Origin of the sequence: Haliea sp. (assembly GCF_041395985.1) — a bacterium.
In the GTDB taxonomy this organism is placed as follows: domain Bacteria; phylum Pseudomonadota; class Gammaproteobacteria; order Pseudomonadales; family Halieaceae; genus Haliea.
In genome coordinates, this window is the sequence record NZ_JAWKZJ010000002.1 from 486334 (window position 1) to 510883 (window position 24550).

The following is a 24550-nucleotide window of genomic DNA, read 5'->3' on the forward strand; positions in this document are numbered from 1 at the left end:
AACGGGCGCTCGCGCAGACCGTACCGCCTTAGTCGTCCTCTTCGGTGAGATCGTCTTCCTCTAGCTCATCCTCAGGCGTGAGGTCATCGTCTTCAGACTCATCGGGATCATCATCGTCTTCCGTGACATCATCGTCGTCCGTCAGGTCGTCATCGTCCGTCAGGTCATCCTCGTCGCTGTCGTCATCACCGGAGGTGAGGGGGTCGTCGTCCAGGAAATCGTCACAGCCTTCACTGGAGTCATCTGTGGCATCGCCATCCTCAGAGTCATCATCACCGAAGCAGGCGAACTCTCGCTCACCCGCCAGGGCCACCAGGTCTTCAAACTCCACTTCATCGGCGATCCCATCGGCGACGGGGTCATCGCTGACCTTGACCAGATCACCGGGCTGCACATTGGCGAAGAACAGGTCGGCATCAATATCGACGTCATCCCTGCCTTCAAACTCGGCACCTGAGGTGCTGTAGGTCAGGCCCAGAATGGTGATGCTCTCGCCCGCCACAAAGCTGTCTACCGGCCCCTGCAGCGACTGCTCGTTCTCATCATCATCCCGCTCCACCGTTGTCGCTACCAGCCGGTCACCATCGAGATAAGCCTCCACCTCCAGGTAATCACCCGGCACGAGGTCGCCGATACGCAGGATACTGGCACGATCCGAGTCGTCGTCCAGCCGGGTGCTCTGCGACAGGGTCACGGCAATCGAGCCGGGTACCAGCTGCAGGGTGAGGGTGCCGGCGTCAACGTCAACCGCACCCAGCGGGCCCTCCACCTTGATGCGTCCACGGCGTGACTCGATACGGCTTGCCACCAGCCTGCCCTGCTCCCAGACCCCGTTTATCTGCACCACTGCGCCATTGCCCAGCACCAGACCCGCGGGTTGCAGGGTCGCGGCGCTGGCGTCGACGTCAACGCCTCCCACACGGAAGCTGGCGGGGCTCTGGTATCCCGTGATGGCACCCTGCACCTGCACCGCCGCACCCTCCGCGAAGCGGTTGCTGACGCCTTCATCCAACTCGATGCGCACAGCAGTGAGCACGCCTTCGGCGAGTGTGCCGCGCACTTCCACCAACTGTCCTTCGCTCAATGTGGCGCCGCCAAAGTCTTCCAGAGCGGCCTCACTGGCATCCACGGTCACATCACCGAGCATGAACTGGTTTTCGGTGAGCGCCGTGACGCGGCCGCGCAGCTCCACCTGGGATTGACCGGCAACGAACCGCCCTTCCCGCTCAACCCGGGTTGCCCGCAGACTCTCGCCGCGGCCAGTGAATCCGGAAACTTCTACGACATCGTCAAGCGCCAGCGTATCGAACGTGACGTCATCAAACACGGTACCCAGGCGCTCAACGATCACGTTGATGCCAAGAATGGTCAGCAGTTTTGCATCGCCGTCGGCAGAGACTTCAATGCCGGATATCGGGCCCTTCAGTTCATTGTCATAAATCACGCGCTCCGCAGTGCCGTTGGTGCCGCTGTCATCCACTTCCCCGGTCACCAGCACCACCATCCCCAGGCGCAGGGCATCATCATCGCGCACTTCGCCATTGACGATGACTTCAGCGTCGTCGGTCTCGAAGCGCACACCATTGACAAAGATGCTGCCGAAGCCATCAATCGACCCACTACTGGTTGTGCTCGACCCGGAGCCACCTATGCCACCACCCGATGTGGGTGGGACACTGACGGATGCACTGAGGAGATCGCCACCGCCACCTCCACCGCAGGCAGAGAGCACCAGGGCCAAAGCACTGGACGTGACGAGGGGACGCGGTATGAAGGTGTGTTTCATGGCAACTGCTCCTGTTCAGGGAGTTCAATGTAGTAGATGCCAACAGCGACATAGCGGGGTGACTCTGCCCCCTCTTCTGCCGTGTCGTCAACTTGGTGCTGGTTCAGCCAGGCGTTGTACTCTTCGAGCAGTGCCTGGGACTTGCGGTTGGACAGCGCACGAAACTCCGCGGCCGCCGCGCCGCCGATGGAGGCGTTGGACACCTTGCGCTGGAAAAAGCGGTCTGCAGGAGGGGCTTCCAGGTTGTGGCCAATGGTGAAGACCAGTTCACCCACATCCCTGCCGAGGATGTTGAGTTTTTCCAGCGATGTCGCCATCGGAATGTAGGCACGTTCAACAAGAAGTGCCCTGCCCTCGTGGACCTGGACGTTTGCACTGGCTTCCAGAATAGCGAGCATGGCCGCCGCCGGAACGTCACCGCTGTAACGGCGTGTGAGCTCGGCGAAGCTCGCCTCGGCACCCTCCAGCGGCAACGCCGCGGGCTGACCGGCGGCATCGTGAAAATCGGCGTCGTTGACCCAGCCGCTGATCACCCGGATTGCCCGGTTATAGCGCTGGCTCGCTCCCGCACTGACGGGCGCATCGTCTTCACGCAGCCGGCTGATTTCCTTGCGGGTCATACCCGTGAGGGCCGACACACTGGAGACCGTTGCGCGTTTGCCGCTGCGGGCGGCGAGCGCAAAGCCCTCATCGGCAAAGGCACGCCTGGCCAACTCGGCAAAGGCGCCGTAGGCCATGCCGTGTGAGAGCAGCACGCGGGCAAGGGGGCGCAAGATACGCAGTACCGCCGCCGCCAGAATGTCATGTATTGGCATATCCATATTTGGGAATTTATTCCCAAATATGGATAAGGTCAAGCCTGTTTTTGCATTTCTTCTGAAATCGCCTGCCGATACCCGGACAGGCCCTGCAGCACCAGCGCTATCGCCAGCGGACCAACCAGCACCGGCAACAGTGCCAGGGCATAGCGCAGGTCGAGATCATTCCCGAACAGAAAGTCGGTGAGCATCGCCACCGCACTGGGACCAAAGGCGAGCCCGAACAGATTGGTGAAGAACAGCATCAGCGCCGATACCTGTGCCCGCATGCGATTGGGCGTCATGAACTGGACGGCAGCCACGCCGACGCCAAAGTGCGCATTGAGGAAAAACACGATAGGTGCCGCCCACCAGATTGCCTGCTCGGGAGTGGTGCTCAACGGCCCCGCGATCGCCGGCACCATCCACAGTGCAGCGACCAGCAGCACAATGCGCAATGGTGCGTCTGCGTAACCCCGGCGCCGCAGCGGCTCCACGGACCATCCCCCCGCCAACGCGCCCAGGCTCCCCGCAATCAGAAACATCAGGCCAAACTGGCTGCCCGCTTCGGCCCGGGGCATGGCGAAGCTGCGCATCAGGAATTCCGGATACCACGCCATGGTGCCGTAGCCGAGGATGCTGAGCACGGACGCAGCCCCGATGGGCGCAAGATAGCCCCGCGCGTGCGCCCGCAGGTGGCGGAAGATGGCACCCAGCTCCGGTGTAGAGGGCTCCACCACCGCCGAGCCTGCAACGGCGACAGCCCCACCGCGGCGCGCCGGTTCCGGGAGAAAGCCCAGCAACACGGCGAGCAACAGGCCCGGTGCGCCCACCGCGATAAAGGTCATCTGCCAGGGGCGCATCTCGCCCAGCAGCGGCAGGGTCACCGGCCCACTTTGCGCAAACCACGCGTAGACTGCGCCGCCGACGACGTAGGCGAGCCCCCCTCCCAGGGTGATCCCCAGGCTGTAGACCGCGAGGGCACGCGCCAGTTTTTCCCGGGGAAAGAGATCCCCCAGCATGGAATAGGCGGAAGGCGACAGGGTGGCTTCGCCGACACCCACCCCCACTCGCGCCAGGAACAGGCCACCAAAGCTGCGTGCAGCACCGCAGAGGCAGGTCATCACGCTCCACGCGACCAGGCCCGAGGTGATGATCCACTTGCGGCTGTGACGATCGGCGAGTCGTGCAATCGGCAGGCCCATGACGATATAGAACATGGAAAACGCAAAACCGTGCAGCAGACTGTACTGGAAATCACTGATGGCGAAATCGGCGCGAATCGGCCCGATCAGCACAGCCATGACATTGCGATCAATGAAGGACAGGATATAGGCCAGCAACAGCAGCATGAGGGCGTAGTTGGCGGTGCCCGCGGCCGGATAGTCGGCTGCGGCGCCCTCGCCCGTCGGCTGCGGCGCCGTCACAGTGCGGGTGACCCGTCGCAGGGCAGCCAGATGATGTAACGCTTACAGCAGTCCACGCCCGGGAATCGCCTGCAGCAGCTGACGGGTGTATTCCTCCCGCGGACTATTGAACAGGGCATCACCGGTACCCTGCTCTACCACACGCCCCTTGTACAGCACGAGTATGCGGTCGGCGATGTGGCGCACCACCGCAAGGTCGTGCGAAACAAACAGCATGGTCAGGCCGTACTCACGACCCAGCTCCAGCATGAGTTCAAGGATCTGCGCCTGTATAGTCACATCCAGCGCAGACACCGGCTCATCGGCCACCACGAACTCGGGGCGGGTTGCCAGCGCTCGACCGATCGCGATGCGCTGCCGCTGTCCGCCAGAAAACTCGTGCGGGTACTTGCGCACAAAAGCGCGCGCCAGGCCAACATCATCCATCAGGCGCAGGACACCCTGCTCCACCGTCTTGCGTGATTCAATACCGTGCAGGAGCAAGGGTTCGGCCAGGGTGTCATAAACCGACATGCGCGGGTTTAGAGACGCATACGGGTCCTGGAATATCATCTGCATGCGCCGCCGCATCTGTTTCAGGGCGGTACCCTGCAGGCTGGTCACATCGGTGCCGTCAAACAGCACTTCACCGCGAGTCACCGGCACCAGCCGCAGCAGCGAGCGGCCGATGGTGGACTTGCCGCTGCCCGACTCCCCGACCAGACCCAGCACCTCACCGCGCTGTATGGTGAAGCTGACATCATCGACGGCACGTAACGGCTCCGCCCCGCGCCACTGGGAAAACCAGGTGCACAGGTTGCGCACCTGGATCAGATCGTCACGGGGCACCTCGCCGGGTGCCTTGCTACCCGCGGGAATCGCCGCCAGCAGTTTCTGTGTGTAGGGATGCTCAGCGGCCTCAAAAATCGCCTGGCGGTCGCCCCGCTCCACCACGTGGCCCTTTTCCATCACCACGATTTCATCGGCGATGTCGGCGACCACCGACAGGTCGTGGCTGATGAAGATAACGCCGATGTCGCGCTTGCGCTGCAACTCGGCTATCAGCCCAAGGATCTGCGCCTGTATGGTGACATCCAGTGCGGTGGTGGGCTCGTCGGCTATCAGCAGTTTGGGTTCATTGATCAGCGCCATGGCGATCATCACCCGCTGGCGCATGCCCCCGGAGAACTGGTGGGGGTACTGGTCTATCGTCGACTCGGGGTCGCGCAGGCCCACCTCCGCCAGCAGTTCCAGCGCTCGCGTGCGCGCCTGCTGCCGCGTCACCTTACGGTGATACAGCAACGGCTCCATCAACTGGTTGCCCACGGTCATGTAGGGGTTGAGGCAGGTCATCGGGTCCTGAAAGATCATCGCGATATCGCGGCCACGGATCTGCCGCAATTCCCGCTCACTCAACTGCAGCAGATCGCGCCCGTCAAACAGGGCGCTGCCGCTTTCGATACTGGCGGGGGGCACTGGCAGAAGACCCAGCAGGCTGTAACAGGCCACGGACTTGCCCGAACCCGACTCGCCAATAATGGCGGTGATCTTGCCGGCCTCAACATCAAAGCCAATGCGGTTGACCGCCGTGATACGCCCGTTGCGGGTCGTGAAATCCACCTGCAGGTCGCGGACACTGAGCAAAGGCATAAGCGATCAGTCTCCAGAGCCGCGCACGTCCAGCGCATCACGCAGGCCGTCGCCAAGGAAGTTCAAAGCAAACAGGGTGAGCGTCAGCGCGGCACCCGGGAAAATCAGCAACCAGGGGTACTCCTCCATGGTCTCGGCGCCGTAGGATATCAGCAGGCCCCAGGAAGTCGCTGGCGGTTGCACACCAAGCCCGAGAAAGCTGAGGAAGGCTTCCAGCAGCATGACGCTGGGTATCGTCAGGGTGGTGTAGACGATAATCGGCCCCAGCGCATTCGGTACCAGGTGGCGGCGCACAATGGTGGCGGGCGACAGCCCCAGGGATACCGCAGCCTCCACAAACTCCTGCTGCCGCAATGACTGCACCTGGCCGCGCATGATGCGCGCCATGGTCAACCACTCCACCGCACCGATGGCCAGAAACAGCAAGAGCAGGTTGCGACCGAAGACCACCATCAACAACACGATGAAAATCATGAAAGGCAATGCGTACAGGATGTCCACCAGACGCATCATGACCGCATCCACGCGCCCGCCCACATAACCGGCGACCGCGCCCCAGGTGACGCCGATGACCAGCGCGACAGCGGTGGCGACGAAACCCACGGCCAGGGAAATACGCCCGCCGTACATGATCTGGGTCAGCAGGTCACGGCCGAAGATATCGGTTCCCAGCCAGTGCTCCGCCGAGGGCGGGGAGGCTCCGAGATCCAGGTTCTGCGCATCGTAGGCATAGGGTGCCAGCCACGGTGTTAACAGCGCGATCAGGATGAATGCCGTGAGCACGGCAAGCCCGAATAATGCCAGCCGGTTCTTGCGCAACCTGCGCCAGGCATCCTTCCACAGGGACGTGCCCTGCTCTGCCTGTGCCACGCTGGTGAGGTTCGCCGCCGTCATTCAGGCCTCCCCGTACTGCGCACGCAAGCGGGGGTTCAGCCACGCAGCGAGAATGTCAGACAGCAGATTAAACAATACGATCAGCGTCGACAGAAACACCGTGGTACCAAGAATCATGGTGTAGTCACGGTTGAACGCGGCCTGCACGTAGAAGCGGCCCAGCCCGGGAATCTGGAATATGGTCTCCACCACAAACGATCCGGCCAGCAAGCCGGCGAAGGCGGGGCCGAGAAAGGCGACGACGGGAATCAGGCCACCGCGCAGCGCATGACGTGTCACCACCTGCCACTCGGGCAACCCCTTGGCGCGTGCCGTGCGAATATAGTCCTGTGACATCACCTCCAGCATGCCCGCGCGGCTCAGCCGCGCGATATAGGCCGCGTAGGCGGCCCCCAGCGTGAGACTTGGCAGAATCTTGTCGCCCGGGATATCACCCCAACCCGCCACCGGCAACCATTCCAGGTGGATGCCAAATAACAGCACCAGCAGCGGCCCGAGCAGGAACGTCGGCATGCAGATGCCGATCATGGCGACAGACATGGGTATGTAGTCCTGGGCGCTATTCGGCTTCAGCGAAGCAACCACACCCGCCAGCCCACCCAGCACAACTGCAACCAGCAAGGCATACGCGCCAAGTTCGGCTGTCGCCGGCAGTCCCGCCGCAATCAGTTCATTCACACTGCGCCCCGGGTATTTGAAGGAGGGGCCCAGCTCACCTTGGGCGAGATCCCCGAGGTAGGCCAGATACTGCTGGCCAAGAGGGAGGTCGAGCCGGTACTGCGCCTCCAGCGCCGCCTTCACTTCGGGTATGACCGCTTTTTCACTGTCGAAGGGGCCGCCGGGTGCGATACGTACCAGAAAAAACGTGACGGTGATTACCGCAAGAATCACGGGTATTGCCTGCAACAGGCGCCCCACCACAAACCGCCACATAGGCTACTCCAGTTTGAACTCGGTCAGCGGTACATCCTCGAGATAAATGTACTTTACGTTGATGAAATCCATCAGGTTGGCAGGCAGCCCTTTTACCGACGGGTGCACCAGGTGTTTGCTGGCGTAGGTGTAGATGGGAATGATCGGCATCTGCTCCATGAGGCGCGTCTCCGCTTCATGGAACAGTGCGAAGCGCTCCTCCTGGGTGGCGGCGCGCGGCGCGCGCTGCAGAATCAGGTCGTCGTAGACCGGGTCCGCAAAGCCCGTGTTGTTGTTGCCACCCTCGGTGATGTACAGGTCGAGAAAGTTGTTGGGATCCACGTAATCACCAATCCAGCCGCGCCGCGCCACCTGGAAATTCATTTCGGACACTGAATCGAGGTAGACCTTCCACTCCTGGTTGGAGAGCGTGACCTTGATGTTGAGCACATCCTTCCACATCTGCTGCAGGGCTACGGCGATCTTGCGGTGACTTTCGCTGGTGTTGTAGATGAGCTCCAGACCGGGCCAGCCGTCACCGTCCGGGTACCCGGCTTCGGCGAGCAGACGGCGCGCCTCCGTCGGATCGTAGGTGAACAACTGCGGTGGCTGGTAGCCCAGTGTGCCCGGGGGCGTGATGGCGTACGCCGGGTTGTTGCTGCCGTACAACACGTTGCGGGTTATCGCCTCGCGATCAACCGCCAGCGACAGGGCCTTGCGCACCCGCACGTCATCCAGCGGCGGTCGCTCGGTATTCAGCAGGTAAAAATAGGTGCCCAGATAGGGCGCTTCGACAAACGGGGTGTTGGGCAGGCTGCGGTAGGCGGGAATCTTGTTCAGCGGCACATCGCCCGTGTAGTGCAACTGGTTGACGCGGAACATGCGTTCCTCGCTGACAGCGTTCTCCGTCGGGTAGAACACAATGCCGTTCAGCCGCACCGTGTCATTGTCCCAGTACTGCGGATTGCGCTCCACAACAATGCGCCGGTTGAGCTCCCAGCCCTTGAGCTGGAACGGGCCATTGCTCACGATGTTGCCGACGCGGGTCCAACGGGTAAAGCGGTCTGTCGCCTTGCCAAAGCGTTCGACCGTCTCGCGGTGCACGGCAAAGCTCGAATAGTGGTCCATGAGCTGCAGAAAATACGGCGTTGGCGCGTTGAGCGTCACCTCCAGGGTCATGTCATCCAGCGCGCGTACGCCGAGCAGCTCCGGGTCGTCAATCTTGCCGGTCGCGTAGGCCTCGGCATTTTTCACCGGGTACAGCATGTAGGCGTACAGGTTGCCCATCGCCGGGTCCAGCGCGCGCCGCCAGGACCAGACAAAATCGTGCGCAGTGACCGGGTCGCCGTTTGACCAGCGGCCCTCGGGCTGCATATGGAATGTGATGACCCGGCGATCCTCACTGAACTCCCAACTCGCGGCCGCGCCGGGCTCGGGTTCCAGTGTCCAGGGGTTTTTTCGGGTGAGCCCCTCAAAGAGCGCGTCGATGATCTTGCTCTCGGGCACGCCGGTCACCACATGGGGATCCAGACCCTGGGGTTCAGAGCCATTACCAAAGTGGAGGATCCCGTCGCGGTTACCCTGAGCCACGTTGGACTCCCCGGCACTGCAGGCAAGCAGAAGCGCGGCCAGCAGGCAGCAGGTAACGATACGGGCACAGGTTTGCATAGAGGCGAACATAGCCTGTTTACGCGGTGAACGCCATCAGTAACCGGCCGTACCCTGGACGATCTGCGCGTGGAAAGCGGCGTCCAGTGGCTCGTAGCGCGATGACCCCGGTTTCAGCACACACAGCGTGTCGGCGACCAGCGCCGGGTCATAACCCTGCTTGCGCAATTCACCCTTGAGCAGTTTGAAGGTGCCAGTAGTATCGATTTCACGCTGAATGCGCAGGAACAGCGGCCGCGCAAAGTGCGGGAGTTCCCCGTGCACATGTGTAGAGAAACTGTCCAGGTCCAGGTTCTCCACACCCTCCTCCAGGCGCAACGACGCCATGCCGGCGCGGCCGTCAGTGCCGGGGACCTGAACCCCATACACATTGCTCAACGCGACCTGGGGGTGCAGATTGAGAATTTCCCCTACCTCGTTGGTCGAGACGTTCTCCCCTTTCCAGCGGAAGGTATCCCCGATACGGTCCACGAACTGGTAGTGCGGCAAGCCGAGGGCGAAACCTACATCCACCGTCCGCATGAGGTCACCTGTGTTGAACCAGGCATCCCCCGGTTGCAGCACATCGCGCAGTATCTTCTTTTCCGTGGCCTCGGCACTGGTGTAGCCCTCAAACCGGGTATGCGGGGTGATTTTTCCCAACAGCAGGCCCGGCTCACCCGCGGCCACCGGCTGGCAGCGACCCGCGGCATTGCGCACCACCTCGTCGCGGTCCACGTCGTATTTGATCAGCGCCGTTGGCAACGCCGAGGTGCCGACCGTGCAATCCTTGTTCAACAGGTTGAAAAAGCCCACGTTGCCTTCACTGGAGCCGTAGAACTCAGCCACCCGCTGAATCCCGAAGCGCCGCTTGAAGTTGTGCCAGATATCCGGCCGCAGGCCGTTGCCCACCACGGCACGCAGCGGGCTGTCCGCATCATCCGCCTGTGCCGGCACGTGAAGCAGGTAGCGGCACAACTCACCGATGTACACGAAGGCCGTAGTGCGATACTGACGAACCTCAGGCAGAAACTGACTGGCAGAGAACTTGCGCCGGACAAACATGCTGGCCCCAGCCAGAAATGCAGCGCCCGCGCCCACCATCAACCCGGTACCGTGAAACAGCGGCAGACACAGGTACAAGCGGTCATCTTCAGTGAGCTGCAGGCCGCCCACCTGGACAACGCTGGCGGTCAGGAGATAGCGCCGGTTGGACAGCACGGCAGCCTTGGGCAGGCCGGTGGTGCCGGAGGTGAAAATGTAGAACGCGGTGTCGTCAATCACGATATCCGCCGTTTCCACCGGATTCTCCGCGTCCGCCTCTGCAGCCGCAGCCGCCATGTCCAGCGCCCAGGGTGGCGCGGCGCGTGAACCCGCGTCCGGCACGAACAGGTAGTCGCCATCAGCCAGCGAGAGCGTATCGCGCACATCGCTGACCGCGTCCATGCACTCCTCCCCAAACAGGAACTTGCTGGCGTTGGTGATCTCCGCGCAATGGGTCAGTGGGCGCCCCGTCAGGCTGGTGTTGATCAGGGAGGCAATGACGCCCAGTTTGTTGAGCGCGACAACCACCACCATGAACGCGATGCGATTCTCCATGAGCACGCTCACCGCATCGCCCCGCTTCAGGCCCTGGGCGCGAAACACCGCGGCATAGCGATTCGCTTCCGCGTTGAATTGCTGCCAGTCCAGCGCCTGGCCCTCACAGACAAAGGCCGAGCGTCGCGGAATGCGCGCCGCATTGGCCGCAACACGGGCACCCAGACAATCGCGCGTGTCGCCGGGGCGGGGACGCAACAATTTCTTCACCTTGATCAAATTGGGAAGTTCGGCGAGAGTGGTCAACACGTCTTTTTTTATCACTACAGGGCTCCACGCTGTTACGCACGCAGTATGATACCTTGAACCGGAAAAATTGAAACCAAAACCGCCTGCGACAACCACGGGACTACCGTCATGACACCCTACGACATGCAGCACAAACACTTTGCTCGACTCAATGATCTTTACCACGTGGGCGCGATTGCGCAGTGGGATGAAGCCGCCATGATGCCGACCGGTGGCGGCGACGCGCGCGGACAGGCGCTGGCGACGCTGGATGGCATCACACACCAGATGCTCACTGACCCACAATTGGGCGAATGGCTTGCAGCTGCCGAGACCGAAACACTGGCACCCTGGCAGGCCGCGAACCTGCGGGAAATGCACCGCAGCTACCGCGATGCCACCTGTGTCCCGGAAAGCCTCGTGGAACGGCGGGCACTCGCCAACAGCCGCTGTGAGCAGGCCTGGCGTGTTCATCGAACAGAAAATAACTGGCAAGCCATGGCGCCGCTGTTGGAAGAGGTTGTCGCGCTGGCCCGAGAGGAGGCCGCCGCGCGCTCAGCCGTGAACGGCATGTCCCTCTACGACAGCCTGCTGGACAGCTACGAACCCGGTATGACCTGCGCACAGCTGGACCCACTGTTTGCCGAACTGAAAGCCTTCCTGCCCGGCCTGCTGGACGCCGTGATAGAAGAACAGGCGCAGCATCCCGCTGTGCCGCCAGAAGGCCCCTTCCCGGTCGAGGAACAGCGCGCGCTCGGCCTTGAGATGATGCGCACGCTGGGCTTCGACTTTGAACACGGGCGGCTCGATGTCAGCCATCACCCCTTCTGTGGCGGCGTGCCCAGTGATGTGCGTATCACCACGCGTTACGAAACCGAGGGCTTTACCCAGGCCTTGATGGGCGTCATCCACGAGACGGGGCACGCTTTGTACGAACAGGGGCTGCCGGCGCAATGGCGATCCCAACCCGTGGGGCAGGCCCTCAGCACCGCCATGCACGAAAGTCAGTCGCTGCTGATGGAGATGCAGGCTTGTCGCAGCCGGGAATTCCTGCACTTTCTCACACCCCACCTGCAGCGCTGTTTTTCGACGGCCAGCACAGGTAGCACAGCGTGGCAGGAGGACAATCTGTACCGGCTGTTCACACGGGTAAACCGCGGTTACATCCGCGTGTACGCGGACGAAGTGAGCTACCCGCTGCACGTGATTCTGCGCTATGAGATCGAGCGCGACCTGATTGAGGGCACGCTGGATGTCGCCGGCATACCGGATGCATGGGACACACGCATGCAGGCCTACCTGGGACTGTCCACCGCCGGTAACTACAGGGATGGGTGCCTGCAAGATGTTCACTGGCCGGCCGGCCTGTTTGGCTATTTTCCTACCTACACGCTGGGGGCGATGAGTGCAGCACAACTGTTTGCCGCAGCACGCCGGTCGCTGCCCGAGTTGCCCGCGCAGCTGGCTGAAGGCAACTTCTGCGCCCTGCTGGGCTGGCTGCGTGAACAGGTCCACAGCCAGGGTAAATTCCTCGACTACAACGCGCTCATGCAGCAAGCGACCGGCAGCCCGTTGCAGTCATCCTGGTTTCGCGCGCATCTGGAGGCGCGCTACCTGGCAGGAGGCTGAGCACGCCAATGACCCGATTAAGCGCCCAGGACGCCGGTTTTCTTCGCATCGAAACGCCGCGCTGCCCTTTCCACGTTGCTGCCTTGATGGTGCTGCGCCCCCCGGAAGGCGCTGCCGGGAACTTCCTGCGCAAACTGGCCCGGGACTGTGGCCGGCTCAACGAGATCCTGCCCGCGTTCAACAGGCAGCTGTCGGACCCTGAGAATATCTCTGGCGCACACTGGGAGGAGGCCACGAACTACTGCCCCGAAAACCACGTGTTCCACTATGCCCTGCCGCAACCCGGGCGCATGCAGGACCTGCTGCAGCTGGTGACCCGCGCACATGAGAGGCGCCTGGACCGTCACCGCCCGCTGTGGGAACTGCACATCATTGAGGGGCTTCCCGGCGGCCGCTTTGCAATGTACTGCAAGACCCATCATGCGCTGGTCGATGGCATCGGCGCCATGCGGATGATCCAGAGCCTGTTCAGCACGGATGAGACGGCAGGTATCAACTTCCGCCAGGTGCGGCGTGAACAGGGCCACCAGCATAGTCACCACAGCCTGTTCGAACAGCTGGGCCGCGTTGCCAGCAGCACCCTCAAGCAGTATCGCGCCGTGCCGCAGCTGTCGCGGCTGCTGCTGCACATGGGCGAAGATATCCTCAGGGGCAATGCGGAGGGCATGCGACTGCCCTTCACCGCCCCACGGACCCTGTTCAATACCGAGTTGGAGGCCCGGCGCAGCCTGACCATCTGTGATCTGCCACTGAGCACCGTGCGTCGTCTGGCAAAGCAGAGTGGCGGCACCGTCAACGATGTGTTGCTGGCGATCTGCGGTGGTGCCCTGCGCCGGTATCTCAAGGCGCAAAATGCGTTACCGAAGAGCTCGCTGATTGTGGGCATGCCGGTGTCGCTGAAGTCTGCGCAGGGCGAAGACGGCAATCGCCTGAGCTACATCCTGAGCCCGTTCTTCACCAGCGAGAGCAACGACGCCAAACGCCTGCAGCGGGTTGTCCGCACGACCCGCGCTGCCAAACGGGAGATGGCGGCGATGTCGGTGACAGCGGCAGAAGACTTTTACGCGCTGCTGATGTTACCTGCGGTGTTGCTCACATTAAGCGGCAACGCCGAACGCGTGCGGCCGGCAATCAACGCCATCTTTTCCAATGTTCCCGGAGCCAAAACACCGCTCTACCTGAACGGCGCACGCCTGGAGGCCCTCTACCCGCTCTCGATTATCACCCACGGCATGGGCCTGAACATCACGGTGGTAAGCCATGCCGGCAAGCTCTGCTTTGGCATTGCCGGCTGCCCGGAGCGGCAGGCGGCCATTGATGAACTGCCCGTGCATATCCGCGCCAGCTATAACGCACTGCGAAAGGAGATGGCAGGGCGGTAGGTGTTCGAGAAAAAACTTGCGGCCGCCCGCGCCCCTTTTGCTATAATCGCGGCCCCGCCGGTGTAGCTCAGTTGGTAGAGCAGCGCATTCGTAATGCGAAGGTCGTAGGTTCGACTCCTATCTCCGGCACCATCTCCCCACGGTGCATTCCGGCCGGATAGGGAATAGTCAAGATCAGCCTACCTCCCCGAACAGTTTCTTGTGCAGCTGGGGAGCAAAGATCACCGTACGCTGGTGGTGCTCCAGTGCCGCTGCATCCTCTGCCAGCCAGTACACTATATCCGCCACCGCCTCGGGTGCGGTTGGCTTGAAGCGCTGGGCGATCTTGTCGTCAAAGCCGTTGGCTTTCATCACCTCTGTGAGCACAAACCCGGGTTCCACGGAAAAAAACCGAACGCCACTGTCCCGGTGCTCAACCCGCAGCGCGGGCATCATGCGAATCAACGCAGCCTTCGAGGACGGATATACGAAGCCCCAGCCGCCTTCGTCTGCCGGTGCCGGCGGGTCACTGAGCGCGGAGCCCGAGACCATGTTGATCACCGCACCACTGGCGCGCTCCAGCATGCCGGGCAGCAGGGCTTTCACCAGCACCAGCGGCGCGAGAATGTTGCCCTGATACACATTGCGCGCCTGCTCAATCTCGACCTCCAGCACCCGCTGCATGTTGCCAGGCCCCTGGTAGCAGGCATTATTGAACAGGACATCGACCCTGGAGAAGTGCTCCAGGGCGCGATCAGCCGCGGTCTGTACCGACGCCAGGTCCAGTATGTCGGAGCGCAGCAGGAGGACCTCTGCGCCGTGGGCGCGCGCCGCTTCGCCGGTCGCTTCCAGTGAGCCCGGGAGGGAGGTGGTCGTCGGCTTCCAGCTCCCGTATTCATGTTGCTCGCCCTCTTGCATGGTGCGAGCCGTCAGCACCAGGTTGTAGCCCCGGCGGGCAAACTCGATCGCCGTGGCAGCACCCATGCCGCGGCTGGCGCCGGTGATAAAAGCCACCTTTTTCATATCCCGTTTTTCCTTTCTGCAGGGCACCTGTGTGCCGCGATTTCAATGAGGTCGATAGCCTTTCGCCGGCTACTCTGATTTGCCACGCTCGCTGCGTCCTCGCGCCAGCACGCTTTCACGCCGCTGGGCGATAACCTGCCCTTTCGCCTGCCTGGCCGATTCGATAGCGATGCGTTCTTCCCAGCGCAGCGCCTCGTCAAGGGGTTTGTTGAAGCCCTGGTCAATCAGCGGCTTGTAACGAGCGAGAACGTCCGGGACGCAGGCACACATGTCCTCGGCCATTTTTCTCGCTCGAGGCAACAACTGGTCGGCCGGAACAACGTGATTGACCAACCCCCACGCATGGGCCTGCTGGGCAAAAACGGGCGTACCGGTAAAGCAAATCTCTTTGGCTCTGGAGAGTCCGATCAACCGTGGTAACTTTTGACTCAGGCCCCAGCCGGGCAAGATACCCACACGGGCGTGGGTGTCGGCAAACCGCGCGTTTTCGGAGGCGATCAGCACATCGCAGGCAAGTGCCATCTCAAACCCGCCGGTGATCGCATGGCCATTGATCGCGCCGATAATCGGGCCGGTGAACGCGTCCATCGCACGGGCGACCGTGTTGTCCGCCGCATCCGCGGCATCGCCGTCACCGGCACTCAGCTCCTTCAGGTCAAAGCCTGCGCAGAAAGCGCGGCCTTTACCCGTCAATATGATGACCCTGACAGCCCGGTCGCGAACGCACTCTGCAAACGCCGACACAAAGTCCGCCCTGAGCTCCCGCGACAAAGCGTTCATCGCGTCGGGACGGTTCAGCGTTACAATGGCATAGCCTTCATGCTTCTCGAGCAGGACCGTATTCATTCACTGGTTCCCCTTGCAGTGCGGAGGACTGACCATCAAACGTAATGACTCAAGCAGGGTATCCAGCGCTTCCACGCCAAGCTGTTTCGCATATTGCTCCCACACAACCTGGGTGGAGACATCCAGCTGCGCCAGCAACTGCTCTCCCTGCGGGCTGAAAGCGATCAACTTGGCACGCGAATCGGCCGGATCGACCCTGCGCTTGACCCACCCCAATTCCTCCAGTTCGTGCACGATTTTCATCATCGACTGGGAACGGATACCCACCGCTCCGGCCAGGTCAACACTGCGACTGGGACCGTGAGTCGCAATGTGCCTGAACACCATGCGGTGGCGGCGTCGAATACCAGGAAACCCGTTTCGGGCAAGTTCGGCGTCAAGGCGACGCTGGAAATCTTCCAATGCCAGCAGCAACGCCATGCCCAGTTCATGCTTGTCGTACCCGACCGCCACACAGCACCCTATGTTCAGTTATACTTATTATCAGTTTAGCTGTCTACCTGTGCCAGTCAAGCGCGGCCGCAGTGCCCTGAATGAACTGCGGCACGTCCGCCCTATACACATGGCGCTTGCTTCCCCTCAACCCTCGCTTGTAATCTGGTATGCCGCCTTCCCTGTTGCGGCCTTGCCCGGAGATCCCATGCGATGACAAACAAACCAGGCGTTTGGTTCGGCGCCCTGCTACTGGCGCTGGGTGTTGCCGCGGCCGGCTGGACTGTCGGTGACGGTTTGCAGCGCTTCAAGCTGGCCGACCGTTCAGTCACCATCAAGGGGCTGGCGGAGGCGGATGTGGAGAGCGACTTCGCAGCCTGGAATCTCACCTTTCGCCGCGCCGGCAACGCCTTCGCTGACGTCCAGCAGGCGCTTGCCGAAGACCGGTCGCGGGTTATGCGCTTCCTGGAAACCGCCGGCTTCACTGCCGAGGAACTGGAGATCAGGCCATTGCAGGTGCAGGACGCCTATTCCCGGGAGTACGGTGCGAGCAACCAGCCCCTGCGCTATACCGGCAGCGGCCTGATCATCGTCCAGTCAGACCGGGTGGCGCTGGTGGAAGCCACGGCGCTGGCGATAGACCCGCTGATCGAAGCCGGTGTTGAAATCGAAGGCGGCAGCGGCCCGCGCTACCAACTGCGCGGATTCAACGAAATCAAACCGGCGCTGTTGGCGGAGGCCACACGCAACGCGCGGGAACAGGCAGAAAAATTTGCGGCCGAGGCCGGGGCCCGGGTCGGTGCGCTGCGCACGGCCAATCAGGGCGTCATCCGCATCACTGGCAGCGATGGCAATGACTGGGACGATGGCAGTTCCCGGGTAAAACGCCTGCGGGTGGTGAGCACCTTCGAGTACACGCTGGAGTAAGGCGTCGGCCCACCGCGGTGCACGGTGCCGCCCGGCCGTCAGGGCGAGGAGACGCCCTCCGGCGCAGCCACCACCGTAAAGGTATCTGTCGCTAATACCTGATGCTGCAAACCCGTAACGTAGCGCGCACTGTAGACGCCGGGCGCCTCGAACGGATACTGTCTGACGCTGCCCGTTCCCTCGGTTTCACCCGTCGGCACGATAAACCCATGCCGAGCACCCCAACCCCACATCTTTTCATCGGGCACATCCACCGGGGCTATGACCACGCGGTCACCGCGGTACCCCGGGCCAGACCAGGCGATGTCGAAACTGTCACCCATCACCACCTGCTCTGGCGCCTGTACTGCTGCATCGGCGCGTGTAATGGTGATGGGCTGTCTGGCGAGCACGGCATTCCCGGGGCTGAGGAAGTAGATCAGCTCGTAGTCGCCCGCTATGTTGGGCGCTTGCAGTGCCAGCTGCCCATCACCGGCGCCAGCGCGACCCAGCGTGACTCTGGCATCGCGGTTTGCGCGGGTCGCGCCGGGCGCGGCAATGGAGATGTAGTCGTCTTCCCAGTCCGGCGGGAGCGTGACCGACACCGGGACACTGGATCCTCCGACTGCGGTCGCAGGCCCCGCAATGCCCGCCACGACCGGCACTACATTGACAGGTGTCGTTGCCTGCACCGCGTGTTGCATGCCTGGGTACAGGGTATAGCCATTCGCCAATACATAGCGGACCTCGTATTCCCCCGGCTGCGGCGGCGCAGTAAGCTCTGCGCTGCCGTCCTCCCGCAACGGGCTGGTATATCCCCGCGCAAAGGCCGCCGCGCTGCCCGCCTCGACAATGGTGACAAAGTCACCGGGGGTGGCCTCCCCGGCCCACGCGACCGAGAACACCGAACTGACCGGGACCTCAGCCGGCGCCGACACGGTAAAGCCGCCATCCGTCACACGTAACGCATTGCGGGCGAGGATAAGGCGCGGTTGATCAAGCACGTAGCGCACTTCATAAACACCCTCTGTGGACGGGGCAGCAAGCGAGGCCGTGAATGGCTGGCTGGCGTCGGACACGCCAGCCTTGGCACGCGCGGGCATGGCGGCAAAGAAATAGATGGGCTCACGTGGACCGTCTTCGGGGCTGGCGACGTGGAGATACGCACCCAACTCATCAGGGCCCGACCAGGTGACATCGAACGGGACACCCTCACGGGTCACCGCCGGGGTCTGGAGACTGACCTTGAAACCCAGGTCCACGGGCACGGTAATCACTTTCGGCTGCTGGGCTTCGACGGTGAATTGCAAGCGCCCGGTTTTCACCTCGCGGCCATCCTGCCAACCCCGCCAACGCGCCTCGGCGACATACTCGCCGGGCAGGACCTCGGTCATCGCGCTGCCGGTATCGGTGGCGGAAAAAACCGTCTCGCCGCCCGCAAGGGCTGTGACCGTCCACTCAAGCTGCGATTGGATCAGAGGCCCACCGGGCAGTACGGTGGCTTTCATCGCCAGGGTCGACGGCACCGCGTCGCCCTCAACATCCCCGGCGGCCGGTCCCGCTTCCGCCAGGGTACGCAGCGCTGATGCAAGCTCACTGGCACTGGCTGCGGCCACAAAGGTGCCGCCGGTTTCATCCGCCATGCACTGCAAACCCGCGCGCTCTTCCACGGTGACGTCAAAGCCCACCACATGCACGGTAAAATCAAGACCGTTCTGTTCCAGCATTCTGGCCAGTGCACAGGGATCCGCATCGCAGGTTTCCAGTCCATCGGACACCACGATAACGGAGGCCGCCCGCTTGCGGTAATCCAGCGTCAGCGCGGCGTGTTCCACCGACTTCGCCAATGGCGTTTTTCCGTGGGGTGTAAGTTCCCGAAGAGCGGCGACCATGTCGGCCCGCTCTGCTCCAACACCCGCAAGCGTCTCGATGTCACTGCAGTCGCCCTCGCGGCGATGACCATAGGCGACCAGCCCCAGACGCTGCTCCGGCGGCAGCCCGAGGACGAGGCCCTCGACCACGTCCTTGGCAATCACGATCTTGTTGAGCCCATCGATCTGCCCCCACATGGAGCCAGAGGCATCCAGCACCAAAATGGCATCGTTGGGGGATGATGCGCTAGCCGGCAAGACCGATAAAAATAGCATGGCGGCCAGGACGGCGCCGGGCACTGAGAGTCTGGACAGGTTCATTGCTGCACCCCACACACTGGATTCAGGCGATCGGCATGTCACACCCGCGCTGTTGCCACAGACAAGGCATCGACGCAGCGACACATCCCAAGCATAGTGCAGAGTTGAGGATACAGCGAGTGACTGCGCCGCAAACGGACAGGCGCGGGGGTGTAAAAAGAAAAACCTGAAGGGGCTGCGTTTGCGCCCCTTCAGGTGTCGGGCGTGGAACCGCGAGAGGTTCCCTCAATCCTGGATCACGATCTCCACCCGCCGATTTCTCTGGCGACCCTCAGGCGTCGCGTTGTCAGCCACAGGCCGCGACAGGCCGAAACCTTCAGTGCTGATACGGTCGGAGCTGACACCGGCATTGAGCAGGGCCTGCCGTACCGACAGGGCACGACGCTCAGACAAGCCCTGGTTGAAGTCCGCACTGCCGGTGCTGTCAGTGAACCCCTCGATCAACACCGTTTTCTCCGGGTATTCCTCGAGGAAGTTGGCCAGCCGCTGAATGGTAGTCGCGGCGCCGGGCTGCAGCTCCGCCTTGCCGGTGGCGAACAGCACGTCACCCAGGGTCATCACCATGCCGCGTTCCGTCTTTACCGCCTGCAGCGCAAGCAGCTCACGGCGCAGGGACTCGGCATCCGCCTGGGTGCGTTGCAGTTCGGCCTCCCGTGCCTCCAGTTGCGCCTCACGCGCCGACAGCAGAATCTGGTCCTTGGTCTTGCCCAGCGTTTTCAGCTGTTCGCTGGCTGCCTTGCGATCTGCGATGGCCACCGCGGTATCGGTCCGCACCTTGGCGACGTAGGCCAGGGAGGTCATATCCTCTTCGGAGGTCGCGACCGCCGCAGACTCCAGCGCCTTGTTGGCCCGTTGCAGTTCCGGAGCGGCGTAACGCAGTACCGTCTCGCTCTGTTTGGCGGCGTTGTAGCTCGCTTCCGCATCCAACAACGCCTGGTTCTTCTGCAGGCTACCGCAGGCCGACAATACGGCCACAGACGCCACCAGCACACCCACTTTGATCCCGGTTGAAAGTTTCATAAACGCTCCTGCTATCCTGTATGACGCGCTCAGTTACGCTGGCCGCGTTCGATTTCGCTGCGCAATGCCTCAATGCTGGCCTCCAACTCACGCAGAGCGGTCTCTACGCGGGTCTTGCTGGCAAAGGCCTGGGCATACTCCGCATCCGCTGCCGCCTCGTCGGACAGTCGCCTGGCTTCTGCGTAGTCCTTCTGGTCCATGGCGCGCTGCGCTCGCCGCAGCTTCTCCTTGGCGCGGTCCATTGCGACCGGCGCATGCAGCGCCGCCTCGTTGTTCTCGGCGCTGGTCAGGGCCGTGCTGGCGCTGGCCATCTCGGCCTCGGGGCGCGGCGTGCTGCTGCAGCCCTGCACCAGGACCAGTACACTGCCGGCGAAGACGGCCGCGGTAATCCGCCGCCATTGGGGTTGGAGTACATTCATTGTCGCTACGCTCCTTATCGGGTAACTGCGCGTTGCCCGTCTATGAAATACATTGGGGCTCAAACGCGCGGATCATGCGCCTCGCGGTACAACTAAACAAGCGGCATGCAGGCCGCAGAAACGGTAATATTGCGGCCTGGCATCGAAGGCCCCACCCTCACCCCACCACGGAGAGATCGCCCATGCATCGCTTGCTTGCCACAACGCTGATTGCCGTCATCACCTGCCTGGCGACAGCGGCCCAGACCGCCGACAGCAGCGGGCTTGCGCCCACCTCCGGCAGCAGCGTGCTGGAGGGTTTCACCTTTGATGACGGCTCGGTACTCGATCTGCGCCAGCACTACTACACCCTCGGTACGCCCCGACGCGGCGCCGACGGACGCGTTGAAAATGCGGTGCTGATCATGCACGGTACGACGGGCAGCGGTGACGGCTTTCTGCGCGATAACTTTGCCGGCGTGCTGTTCGGTAAAGGACAGTTGCTGGACGCAGATCGCTACTACCTCATCCTGCCCGATGCAATCGGCCACGGGCACTCCAGCAAGCCCAGCGACGGGCTCCGGGCCGGCTTCCCCAAATACACGTATGACGACATGGTGCGGGCACAGTACAGACTGCTGACCGAGCACCTGGATGTCGACCACCTGCGGCTGGTGACCGGCACCTCAATGGGCGGCATGATGAGCTGGGTATGGGGCTACACCTATCCCGATTTCATGGATGCCCTGATGCCGCTGGCCAGCCTGCCGGTGGAGATCGCCGGCCGCAACCGCATGACACGCAAAATGATCATCGACGCCGTGCTGGACGACCCGGCCTGGAACGGCGGTGATTACACAGAGCAGCCGCCTGGCCTGAAGGAGGCGATGTACGGCCTGCTGTTCATGGTCTCCAGTCCCCTGCAATACCAGTTACAGGCACCAACCCGCGAATCCGCTGAGGCCATGATGGATTCACTGGTGGAGCGCTACCGCTCAGCCCTTGATGCCAATGACCTCGTTTACGCCTTCGACGCCTCGCGATTCTACAACCCGGCACCGCACCTGGCGTCCATTCGTGCACCCCTGCTGGCCATCAACTCGGCGGACGACCAGGTCAACCCGCCCGAGCTCGGCATTCTTGAACGGGAAACGGCGCGTATTCCGGGGGCTCGTGCCGTTGTGTTACCGATTACCGAAATGACGCGTGGCCACAGTACCCATTCGCAGCCCACTGTGTGGGGGCCGTATCTGGCGCAGCTACTCGCCGCCACCCGGCCCGAACCCGCGTCCGAAGGATCACCGCCCGGCGTGTTGCTGGACACAGCTGACCCGGCCTGGACCCAGCGCGCACCGGAGCGTTTCAAGGCGCGTTTCCTCACCACCGAAGGCGCATTCACCGTGGCGGTGCACCGCGACTGGGCTCCCCGGGGCGCCGACCGCTTTTACCAGCTCGTGCAGCAGGGTTTCTATGATGGCGTACACATCAATCGCGTGATGCCCGGCTATATCGCGCAGTTCGGACTGAGCCCTTTCCCTGCAGTCACGGCGGCGTGGAAGGGCAACACGCTGTTGGACGACCCGGCGCAGGTCAGTAACTCCCCGGGGCGCGTGGCCTTCGCCATGACCGGCCCCGACACCCGCTCGACACAGGTGTACATCAACCTGGGAGACAACACGCAGCTGGATACCGAGGGCTTCGCGCCGTTTGGCGAAGTCGTTGAGGGAATGGAGGTGGTGGAACGCCTGTATCCGCTGTACGGTAATGAAGCCGGGGGCGGTATGCGACACGGTCGCCAGGGCCCCATCGAGCAGGGCGGCGCTGACTACGTGTTCACCCACTACCCCTTGCTCGACTTCATCGTCGCAGCAGAGGTGCTCGGCGATTGACGCGCAGCCGCTCTAGGCCGCGGGCTGCTCCCCGGCCAGCACACAGTCACGCAGGGTGCGCTCTCCCAACTGGGCGCTGACCGCATCGTCAATGCCCTGCAACAGCGAATCCACCGGCTCTGCGGAAACCACGCGGCGCTCCATGAGCGCCTGTTCCTCATTGGGACTGCGGATACTGCGCAGCAACTGTGCGACGGTCATGGTGGACGGGTCGCGTGCCACCAGGTACTCGGGGGGCTCACTGCTGGTTTCCACCAGCAGGTCACGGCTGGCCAGCAATTCCACCGCCTCGGCAACGCGGTCAGGGGGCGCCTGCAGCGCATCAGACAGCGCATCCACCGTCATCGGCGGCGCCTTGCCGATGAAGGCCCGGGCGATCTGGTAGATCACCAGCAGGGTGAGCTGTTCGCGAAAACGGCCACTCAGCGCAACCCGCTGGTCAGAAAGCCGGATGCGCTCAGGATACTGGTGATAGAACGCCACCTGCGCACCGATCAAAAGGATCAACCAGCTGACATACAGCCAGATCATGAACATGATCAGAATCGCAAACCCGGAGTAGATAGCCGCATACTTGGTGGAGCCAGCGGCAAACTCGGCGAACACCAACCCTGAGCCCTGCCACAGGCTGCCGCCAACAACGCCCCCCACGAATGCCGACGCAAAGTTCACCCGCGTGTTGGGCACGAACACGTAGGCGAAGGTGAAAGCGAATATCACCAGCAACAATGGCAGCAGGCGCGAGGCCAGCACCAGGAGGCTACCAAAGGGTTCGATATCCATGACCGACTGCATAACACTGCTGTTCATCATGGAGGCGGTCAGCCCCATGGCGGAAAACACCAGCACGGGGCCCACCATGATCACGCTGAGGTAATCACTGAAGCGTCGGGATATGGGCCGGGAAGACTTGGCACGCCACACATAGTTGAAAGACACTTCGACTTTCTGGATCAGCGATACCACCGTGTAGAGCAACAGCGCGAGGCCCAGCGATCCGAGTACGCCAACCTTCATGTTCTCGACAAAATCCAGCAGGTTGAGCACGATTTCATGCCCCTGCTCGCCCAGGGGGGCCACCAGGTTGTACAGCAGCGGCTCTATCTGGTTGTGTACCCCAAAAGCCTTGAGGACCGAGAAACTCACCGCAAGCAGCGGGACCATGGACAGCAGGGTGGTGTACACCAGGCTCATGGCACGCAGCGTGAGCTGGCCCTGGGATATTTCCCGCACCAGCACAAACACAAACCGTATCGCCTTGTAGGACCAGCGTTGCAGGCTGGAGAGCTGCTCGAGGTCCACTCGCCAGAGTTCGTTCAGCAGAAAGCCCCTGATGGTGCCGTAAATACCTGCCGGGCTTTGCATGGTGTCTCCTTTTACCTGCGCGCGTTCCGCCCTCCATCATAGCGCAGATTGAAAACCCGGGGGCATGGGCCAGCCGTGTGATTTCGGCTATTCTGTGGCACGGCCGCTAGCTGCCGCCCAACCTCAAGGAGACTGCACATGATTGGATACATCACCATCGGCGTGAACGACATGGCCAAGGCCAAGGCCTTCTACAGCGAACTGCTGGCTGACCTGGGGGCCAAGATAACCATCGACATGGACCGCATCGCGTTTTTCGGTACCGGCATGGAGCAGCCCATGCTCGCCGTCTGTGTACCCTACAATGGCGATGCTCCCAATCCGGGCAACGGCAACATGTTCGCGATCACTGGCGGTACCAAGGAGAATGTCGACAAGCTTTACCACAAGGCCATCGCGCTGGGCGCCACCTGCGATGGCGAACCCGGGCAGCGCATTCCGGACATGTTTTACGGTGCCTATGTGCGCGACCCCGATGGCAACAAAATCGCATTTTACGTGTTCGGCTGATCGGATGCAGGCAGCGGGCTGCATACCCCAAACAAGGTATGCAACCGCGGCCCGCTCAGC

Annotated in this window: 20 protein-coding genes and 1 tRNA gene; 6 read left to right on the forward strand and 15 right to left on the reverse strand. The window is 62.4% G+C overall.

Annotated features, from left to right (window positions below):
• Positions 1-28 precede the first annotated feature (28 nt).
• The 8 genes from R3E49_RS05830 to R3E49_RS05865 are packed head-to-tail and all read right to left on the reverse strand — an operon-like array spanning position 29 to position 10955.
• Positions 29-1786 (reverse strand): DUF5666 domain-containing protein, encoded by a 1758-nt coding sequence (locus tag R3E49_RS05830; protein WP_371294178.1) that lies wholly within the window; start codon positions 1784-1786, stop codon positions 29-31.
• The gene (locus tag R3E49_RS05835) at positions 1783-2607 is read right to left on the reverse strand and encodes a DUF6502 family protein (RefSeq protein WP_371294179.1); all 825 of its coding nucleotides are present in this window, start codon (positions 2605-2607) and stop codon (positions 1783-1785) included. The genes R3E49_RS05830 and R3E49_RS05835 overlap by 4 nt, the downstream gene beginning before the upstream one ends.
• Before the next feature lie 32 nt (positions 2608-2639).
• Positions 2640-4010 carry an MFS transporter gene (locus tag R3E49_RS05840; protein WP_371294180.1) on the reverse strand — a complete coding sequence of 457 codons (1371 nt, stop codon included), beginning with the start codon at positions 4008-4010 and terminating at the stop codon, positions 2640-2642.
• Positions 4011-4052: 42 nt separating this feature from the next.
• Positions 4053-5639, reverse strand: a complete 1587-nt coding sequence (locus R3E49_RS05845; protein WP_371294181.1) for an ABC transporter ATP-binding protein — start codon at positions 5637-5639, stop codon at positions 4053-4055.
• A 6-nt stretch (positions 5640-5645) separates the two neighbouring features.
• Complete coding sequence (locus R3E49_RS05850) at positions 5646-6533, reverse strand: ABC transporter permease (protein ID WP_290738631.1); 888 nt, start codon at positions 6531-6533, stop codon at positions 5646-5648.
• The gene (locus tag R3E49_RS05855; protein WP_290738629.1) at positions 6534-7466 is read right to left on the reverse strand and encodes an ABC transporter permease; all 933 of its coding nucleotides are present in this window, start codon (positions 7464-7466) and stop codon (positions 6534-6536) included.
• A 3-nt stretch (positions 7467-7469) separates the two neighbouring features.
• Positions 7470-9113 (reverse strand): peptide ABC transporter substrate-binding protein, encoded by a 1644-nt coding sequence (locus tag R3E49_RS05860; RefSeq protein WP_371294182.1) that lies wholly within the window; start codon positions 9111-9113, stop codon positions 7470-7472.
• Between the two features lie 36 nt (positions 9114-9149).
• Complete coding sequence (locus R3E49_RS05865) at positions 9150-10955, reverse strand: long-chain-acyl-CoA synthetase (RefSeq protein ID WP_371294183.1); 1806 nt, start codon at positions 10953-10955, stop codon at positions 9150-9152.
• Positions 10956-11048: 93 nt separating this feature from the next.
• On the opposite strand from R3E49_RS05865, the gene R3E49_RS05870 reads away from it, so the two are divergent.
• The 3 genes from R3E49_RS05870 (at position 11049) to R3E49_RS05880 (ending at position 14062) form a co-directional block, all read left to right on the forward strand.
• A complete protein-coding gene (locus tag R3E49_RS05870) occupies positions 11049-12548 on the forward strand; it encodes a carboxypeptidase M32 (RefSeq protein WP_371294184.1) in 1500 nt (499 codons plus the stop codon).
• 8 nt (positions 12549-12556) lie between these two features.
• The gene (locus tag R3E49_RS05875; protein ID WP_371294185.1) at positions 12557-13930 is read left to right on the forward strand and encodes a wax ester/triacylglycerol synthase family O-acyltransferase; all 1374 of its coding nucleotides are present in this window, start codon (positions 12557-12559) and stop codon (positions 13928-13930) included.
• A gap of 56 nt (positions 13931-13986) precedes the next feature.
• Positions 13987-14062: transfer RNA gene (locus R3E49_RS05880), tRNA-Thr, on the forward strand.
• Between the two features lie 42 nt (positions 14063-14104).
• Here R3E49_RS05880 and R3E49_RS05885 read toward each other — a convergent pair.
• The 3 genes from R3E49_RS05885 to R3E49_RS05895 all read right to left on the reverse strand — a co-directional run bounded on the left by R3E49_RS05885 (position 14105) and on the right by R3E49_RS05895 (position 16231).
• Positions 14105-14932 carry an SDR family NAD(P)-dependent oxidoreductase gene (locus tag R3E49_RS05885; protein ID WP_371294186.1) on the reverse strand — a complete coding sequence of 276 codons (828 nt, stop codon included), beginning with the start codon at positions 14930-14932 and terminating at the stop codon, positions 14105-14107.
• 69 nt (positions 14933-15001) lie between these two features.
• Complete coding sequence (locus R3E49_RS05890) at positions 15002-15778, reverse strand: enoyl-CoA hydratase (RefSeq protein ID WP_371294187.1); 777 nt, start codon at positions 15776-15778, stop codon at positions 15002-15004.
• Positions 15779-16231: a MarR family winged helix-turn-helix transcriptional regulator gene (locus tag R3E49_RS05895; RefSeq protein ID WP_371294188.1), complete on the reverse strand. Its 453-nt coding sequence runs from the start codon at positions 16229-16231 to the stop codon at positions 15779-15781. It lies immediately after the preceding gene.
• A gap of 192 nt (positions 16232-16423) precedes the next feature.
• Between R3E49_RS05895 and R3E49_RS05900 the strand changes: the two genes are divergently transcribed.
• The gene (locus R3E49_RS05900; RefSeq protein ID WP_371294189.1) at positions 16424-17137 is read left to right on the forward strand and encodes an SIMPL domain-containing protein; all 714 of its coding nucleotides are present in this window, start codon (positions 16424-16426) and stop codon (positions 17135-17137) included.
• Positions 17138-17175: 38 nt separating this feature from the next.
• Here the strand turns inward: R3E49_RS05900 and R3E49_RS05905 are convergent, their stop codons facing one another.
• From R3E49_RS05905 to R3E49_RS05915, 3 genes are all read right to left on the reverse strand, one after another.
• Positions 17176-19308, reverse strand: a complete 2133-nt coding sequence (locus R3E49_RS05905) for a VWA domain-containing protein (protein ID WP_371294190.1) — start codon at positions 19306-19308, stop codon at positions 17176-17178.
• Positions 19309-19533: 225 nt separating this feature from the next.
• Positions 19534-20328, reverse strand: a complete 795-nt coding sequence (locus tag R3E49_RS05910) for an OmpA family protein (protein WP_371294191.1) — start codon at positions 20326-20328, stop codon at positions 19534-19536.
• A 29-nt stretch (positions 20329-20357) separates the two neighbouring features.
• Entirely contained in the window at positions 20358-20747 is a 390-nt protein-coding gene (locus R3E49_RS05915) for a DUF4398 domain-containing protein (RefSeq protein ID WP_371294192.1), read from the reverse strand.
• A 182-nt stretch (positions 20748-20929) separates the two neighbouring features.
• Here R3E49_RS05915 and R3E49_RS05920 point away from each other — a divergent pair, with 182 nt between their 5' ends.
• Positions 20930-22615 (forward strand): alpha/beta fold hydrolase, encoded by a 1686-nt coding sequence (locus tag R3E49_RS05920; protein WP_371294193.1) that lies wholly within the window; start codon positions 20930-20932, stop codon positions 22613-22615.
• A 12-nt stretch (positions 22616-22627) separates the two neighbouring features.
• On the opposite strand, the gene R3E49_RS05925 is transcribed toward R3E49_RS05920, so the two are convergent.
• Entirely contained in the window at positions 22628-23980 is a 1353-nt protein-coding gene (locus R3E49_RS05925) for a YihY/virulence factor BrkB family protein (RefSeq protein ID WP_371294194.1), read from the reverse strand.
• A 138-nt stretch (positions 23981-24118) separates the two neighbouring features.
• On the opposite strand from R3E49_RS05925, the gene R3E49_RS05930 reads away from it, so the two are divergent.
• Positions 24119-24490 (forward strand): VOC family protein, encoded by a 372-nt coding sequence (locus R3E49_RS05930; RefSeq protein ID WP_371294195.1) that lies wholly within the window; start codon positions 24119-24121, stop codon positions 24488-24490.
• Positions 24491-24550: the final 60 nt, after the last annotated feature.

What these genes read in the sequence shown, in the direction of transcription:
- R3E49_RS05835 (WP_371294179.1), bottom strand. Translation starts at nt 2,607, where the DNA reads ATGGATATGCCAATACATGACATTCTGGCGGCGGCGGTACTGCGTATC.
- R3E49_RS05915 (WP_371294192.1), bottom strand. Translation starts at nt 20,747, where the DNA reads ATGAATGTACTCCAACCCCAATGGCGGCGGATTACCGCGGCCGTCTTC.
- R3E49_RS05925 (WP_371294194.1), bottom strand. Translation starts at nt 23,980, where the DNA reads ATGCAAAGCCCGGCAGGTATTTACGGCACCATCAGGGGCTTTCTGCTG.
- R3E49_RS05890 (WP_371294187.1), bottom strand. Translation starts at nt 15,778, where the DNA reads ATGAATACGGTCCTGCTCGAGAAGCATGAAGGCTATGCCATTGTAACG.
- R3E49_RS05885 (WP_371294186.1), bottom strand. Translation starts at nt 14,932, where the DNA reads ATGAAAAAGGTGGCTTTTATCACCGGCGCCAGCCGCGGCATGGGTGCT.
- R3E49_RS05905 (WP_371294190.1), bottom strand. Translation starts at nt 19,308, where the DNA reads ATGAACCTGTCCAGACTCTCAGTGCCCGGCGCCGTCCTGGCCGCCATG.
- R3E49_RS05920 (WP_371294193.1), top strand. Translation starts at nt 20,930, where the DNA reads ATGCATCGCTTGCTTGCCACAACGCTGATTGCCGTCATCACCTGCCTG.
- R3E49_RS05830 (WP_371294178.1), bottom strand. Translation starts at nt 1,786, where the DNA reads ATGAAACACACCTTCATACCGCGTCCCCTCGTCACGTCCAGTGCTTTG.
- R3E49_RS05870 (WP_371294184.1), top strand. Translation starts at nt 11,049, where the DNA reads ATGACACCCTACGACATGCAGCACAAACACTTTGCTCGACTCAATGAT.
- R3E49_RS05900 (WP_371294189.1), top strand. Translation starts at nt 16,424, where the DNA reads ATGACAAACAAACCAGGCGTTTGGTTCGGCGCCCTGCTACTGGCGCTG.
- R3E49_RS05860 (WP_371294182.1), bottom strand. Translation starts at nt 9,113, where the DNA reads ATGCAAACCTGTGCCCGTATCGTTACCTGCTGCCTGCTGGCCGCGCTT.
- R3E49_RS05850 (WP_290738631.1), bottom strand. Translation starts at nt 6,533, where the DNA reads ATGACGGCGGCGAACCTCACCAGCGTGGCACAGGCAGAGCAGGGCACG.
- R3E49_RS05845 (WP_371294181.1), bottom strand. Translation starts at nt 5,639, where the DNA reads ATGCCTTTGCTCAGTGTCCGCGACCTGCAGGTGGATTTCACGACCCGC.
- R3E49_RS05875 (WP_371294185.1), top strand. Translation starts at nt 12,557, where the DNA reads ATGACCCGATTAAGCGCCCAGGACGCCGGTTTTCTTCGCATCGAAACG.
- R3E49_RS05930 (WP_371294195.1), top strand. Translation starts at nt 24,119, where the DNA reads ATGATTGGATACATCACCATCGGCGTGAACGACATGGCCAAGGCCAAG.
- R3E49_RS05855 (WP_290738629.1), bottom strand. Translation starts at nt 7,466, where the DNA reads ATGTGGCGGTTTGTGGTGGGGCGCCTGTTGCAGGCAATACCCGTGATT.
- R3E49_RS05910 (WP_371294191.1), bottom strand. Translation starts at nt 20,328, where the DNA reads ATGAAACTTTCAACCGGGATCAAAGTGGGTGTGCTGGTGGCGTCTGTG.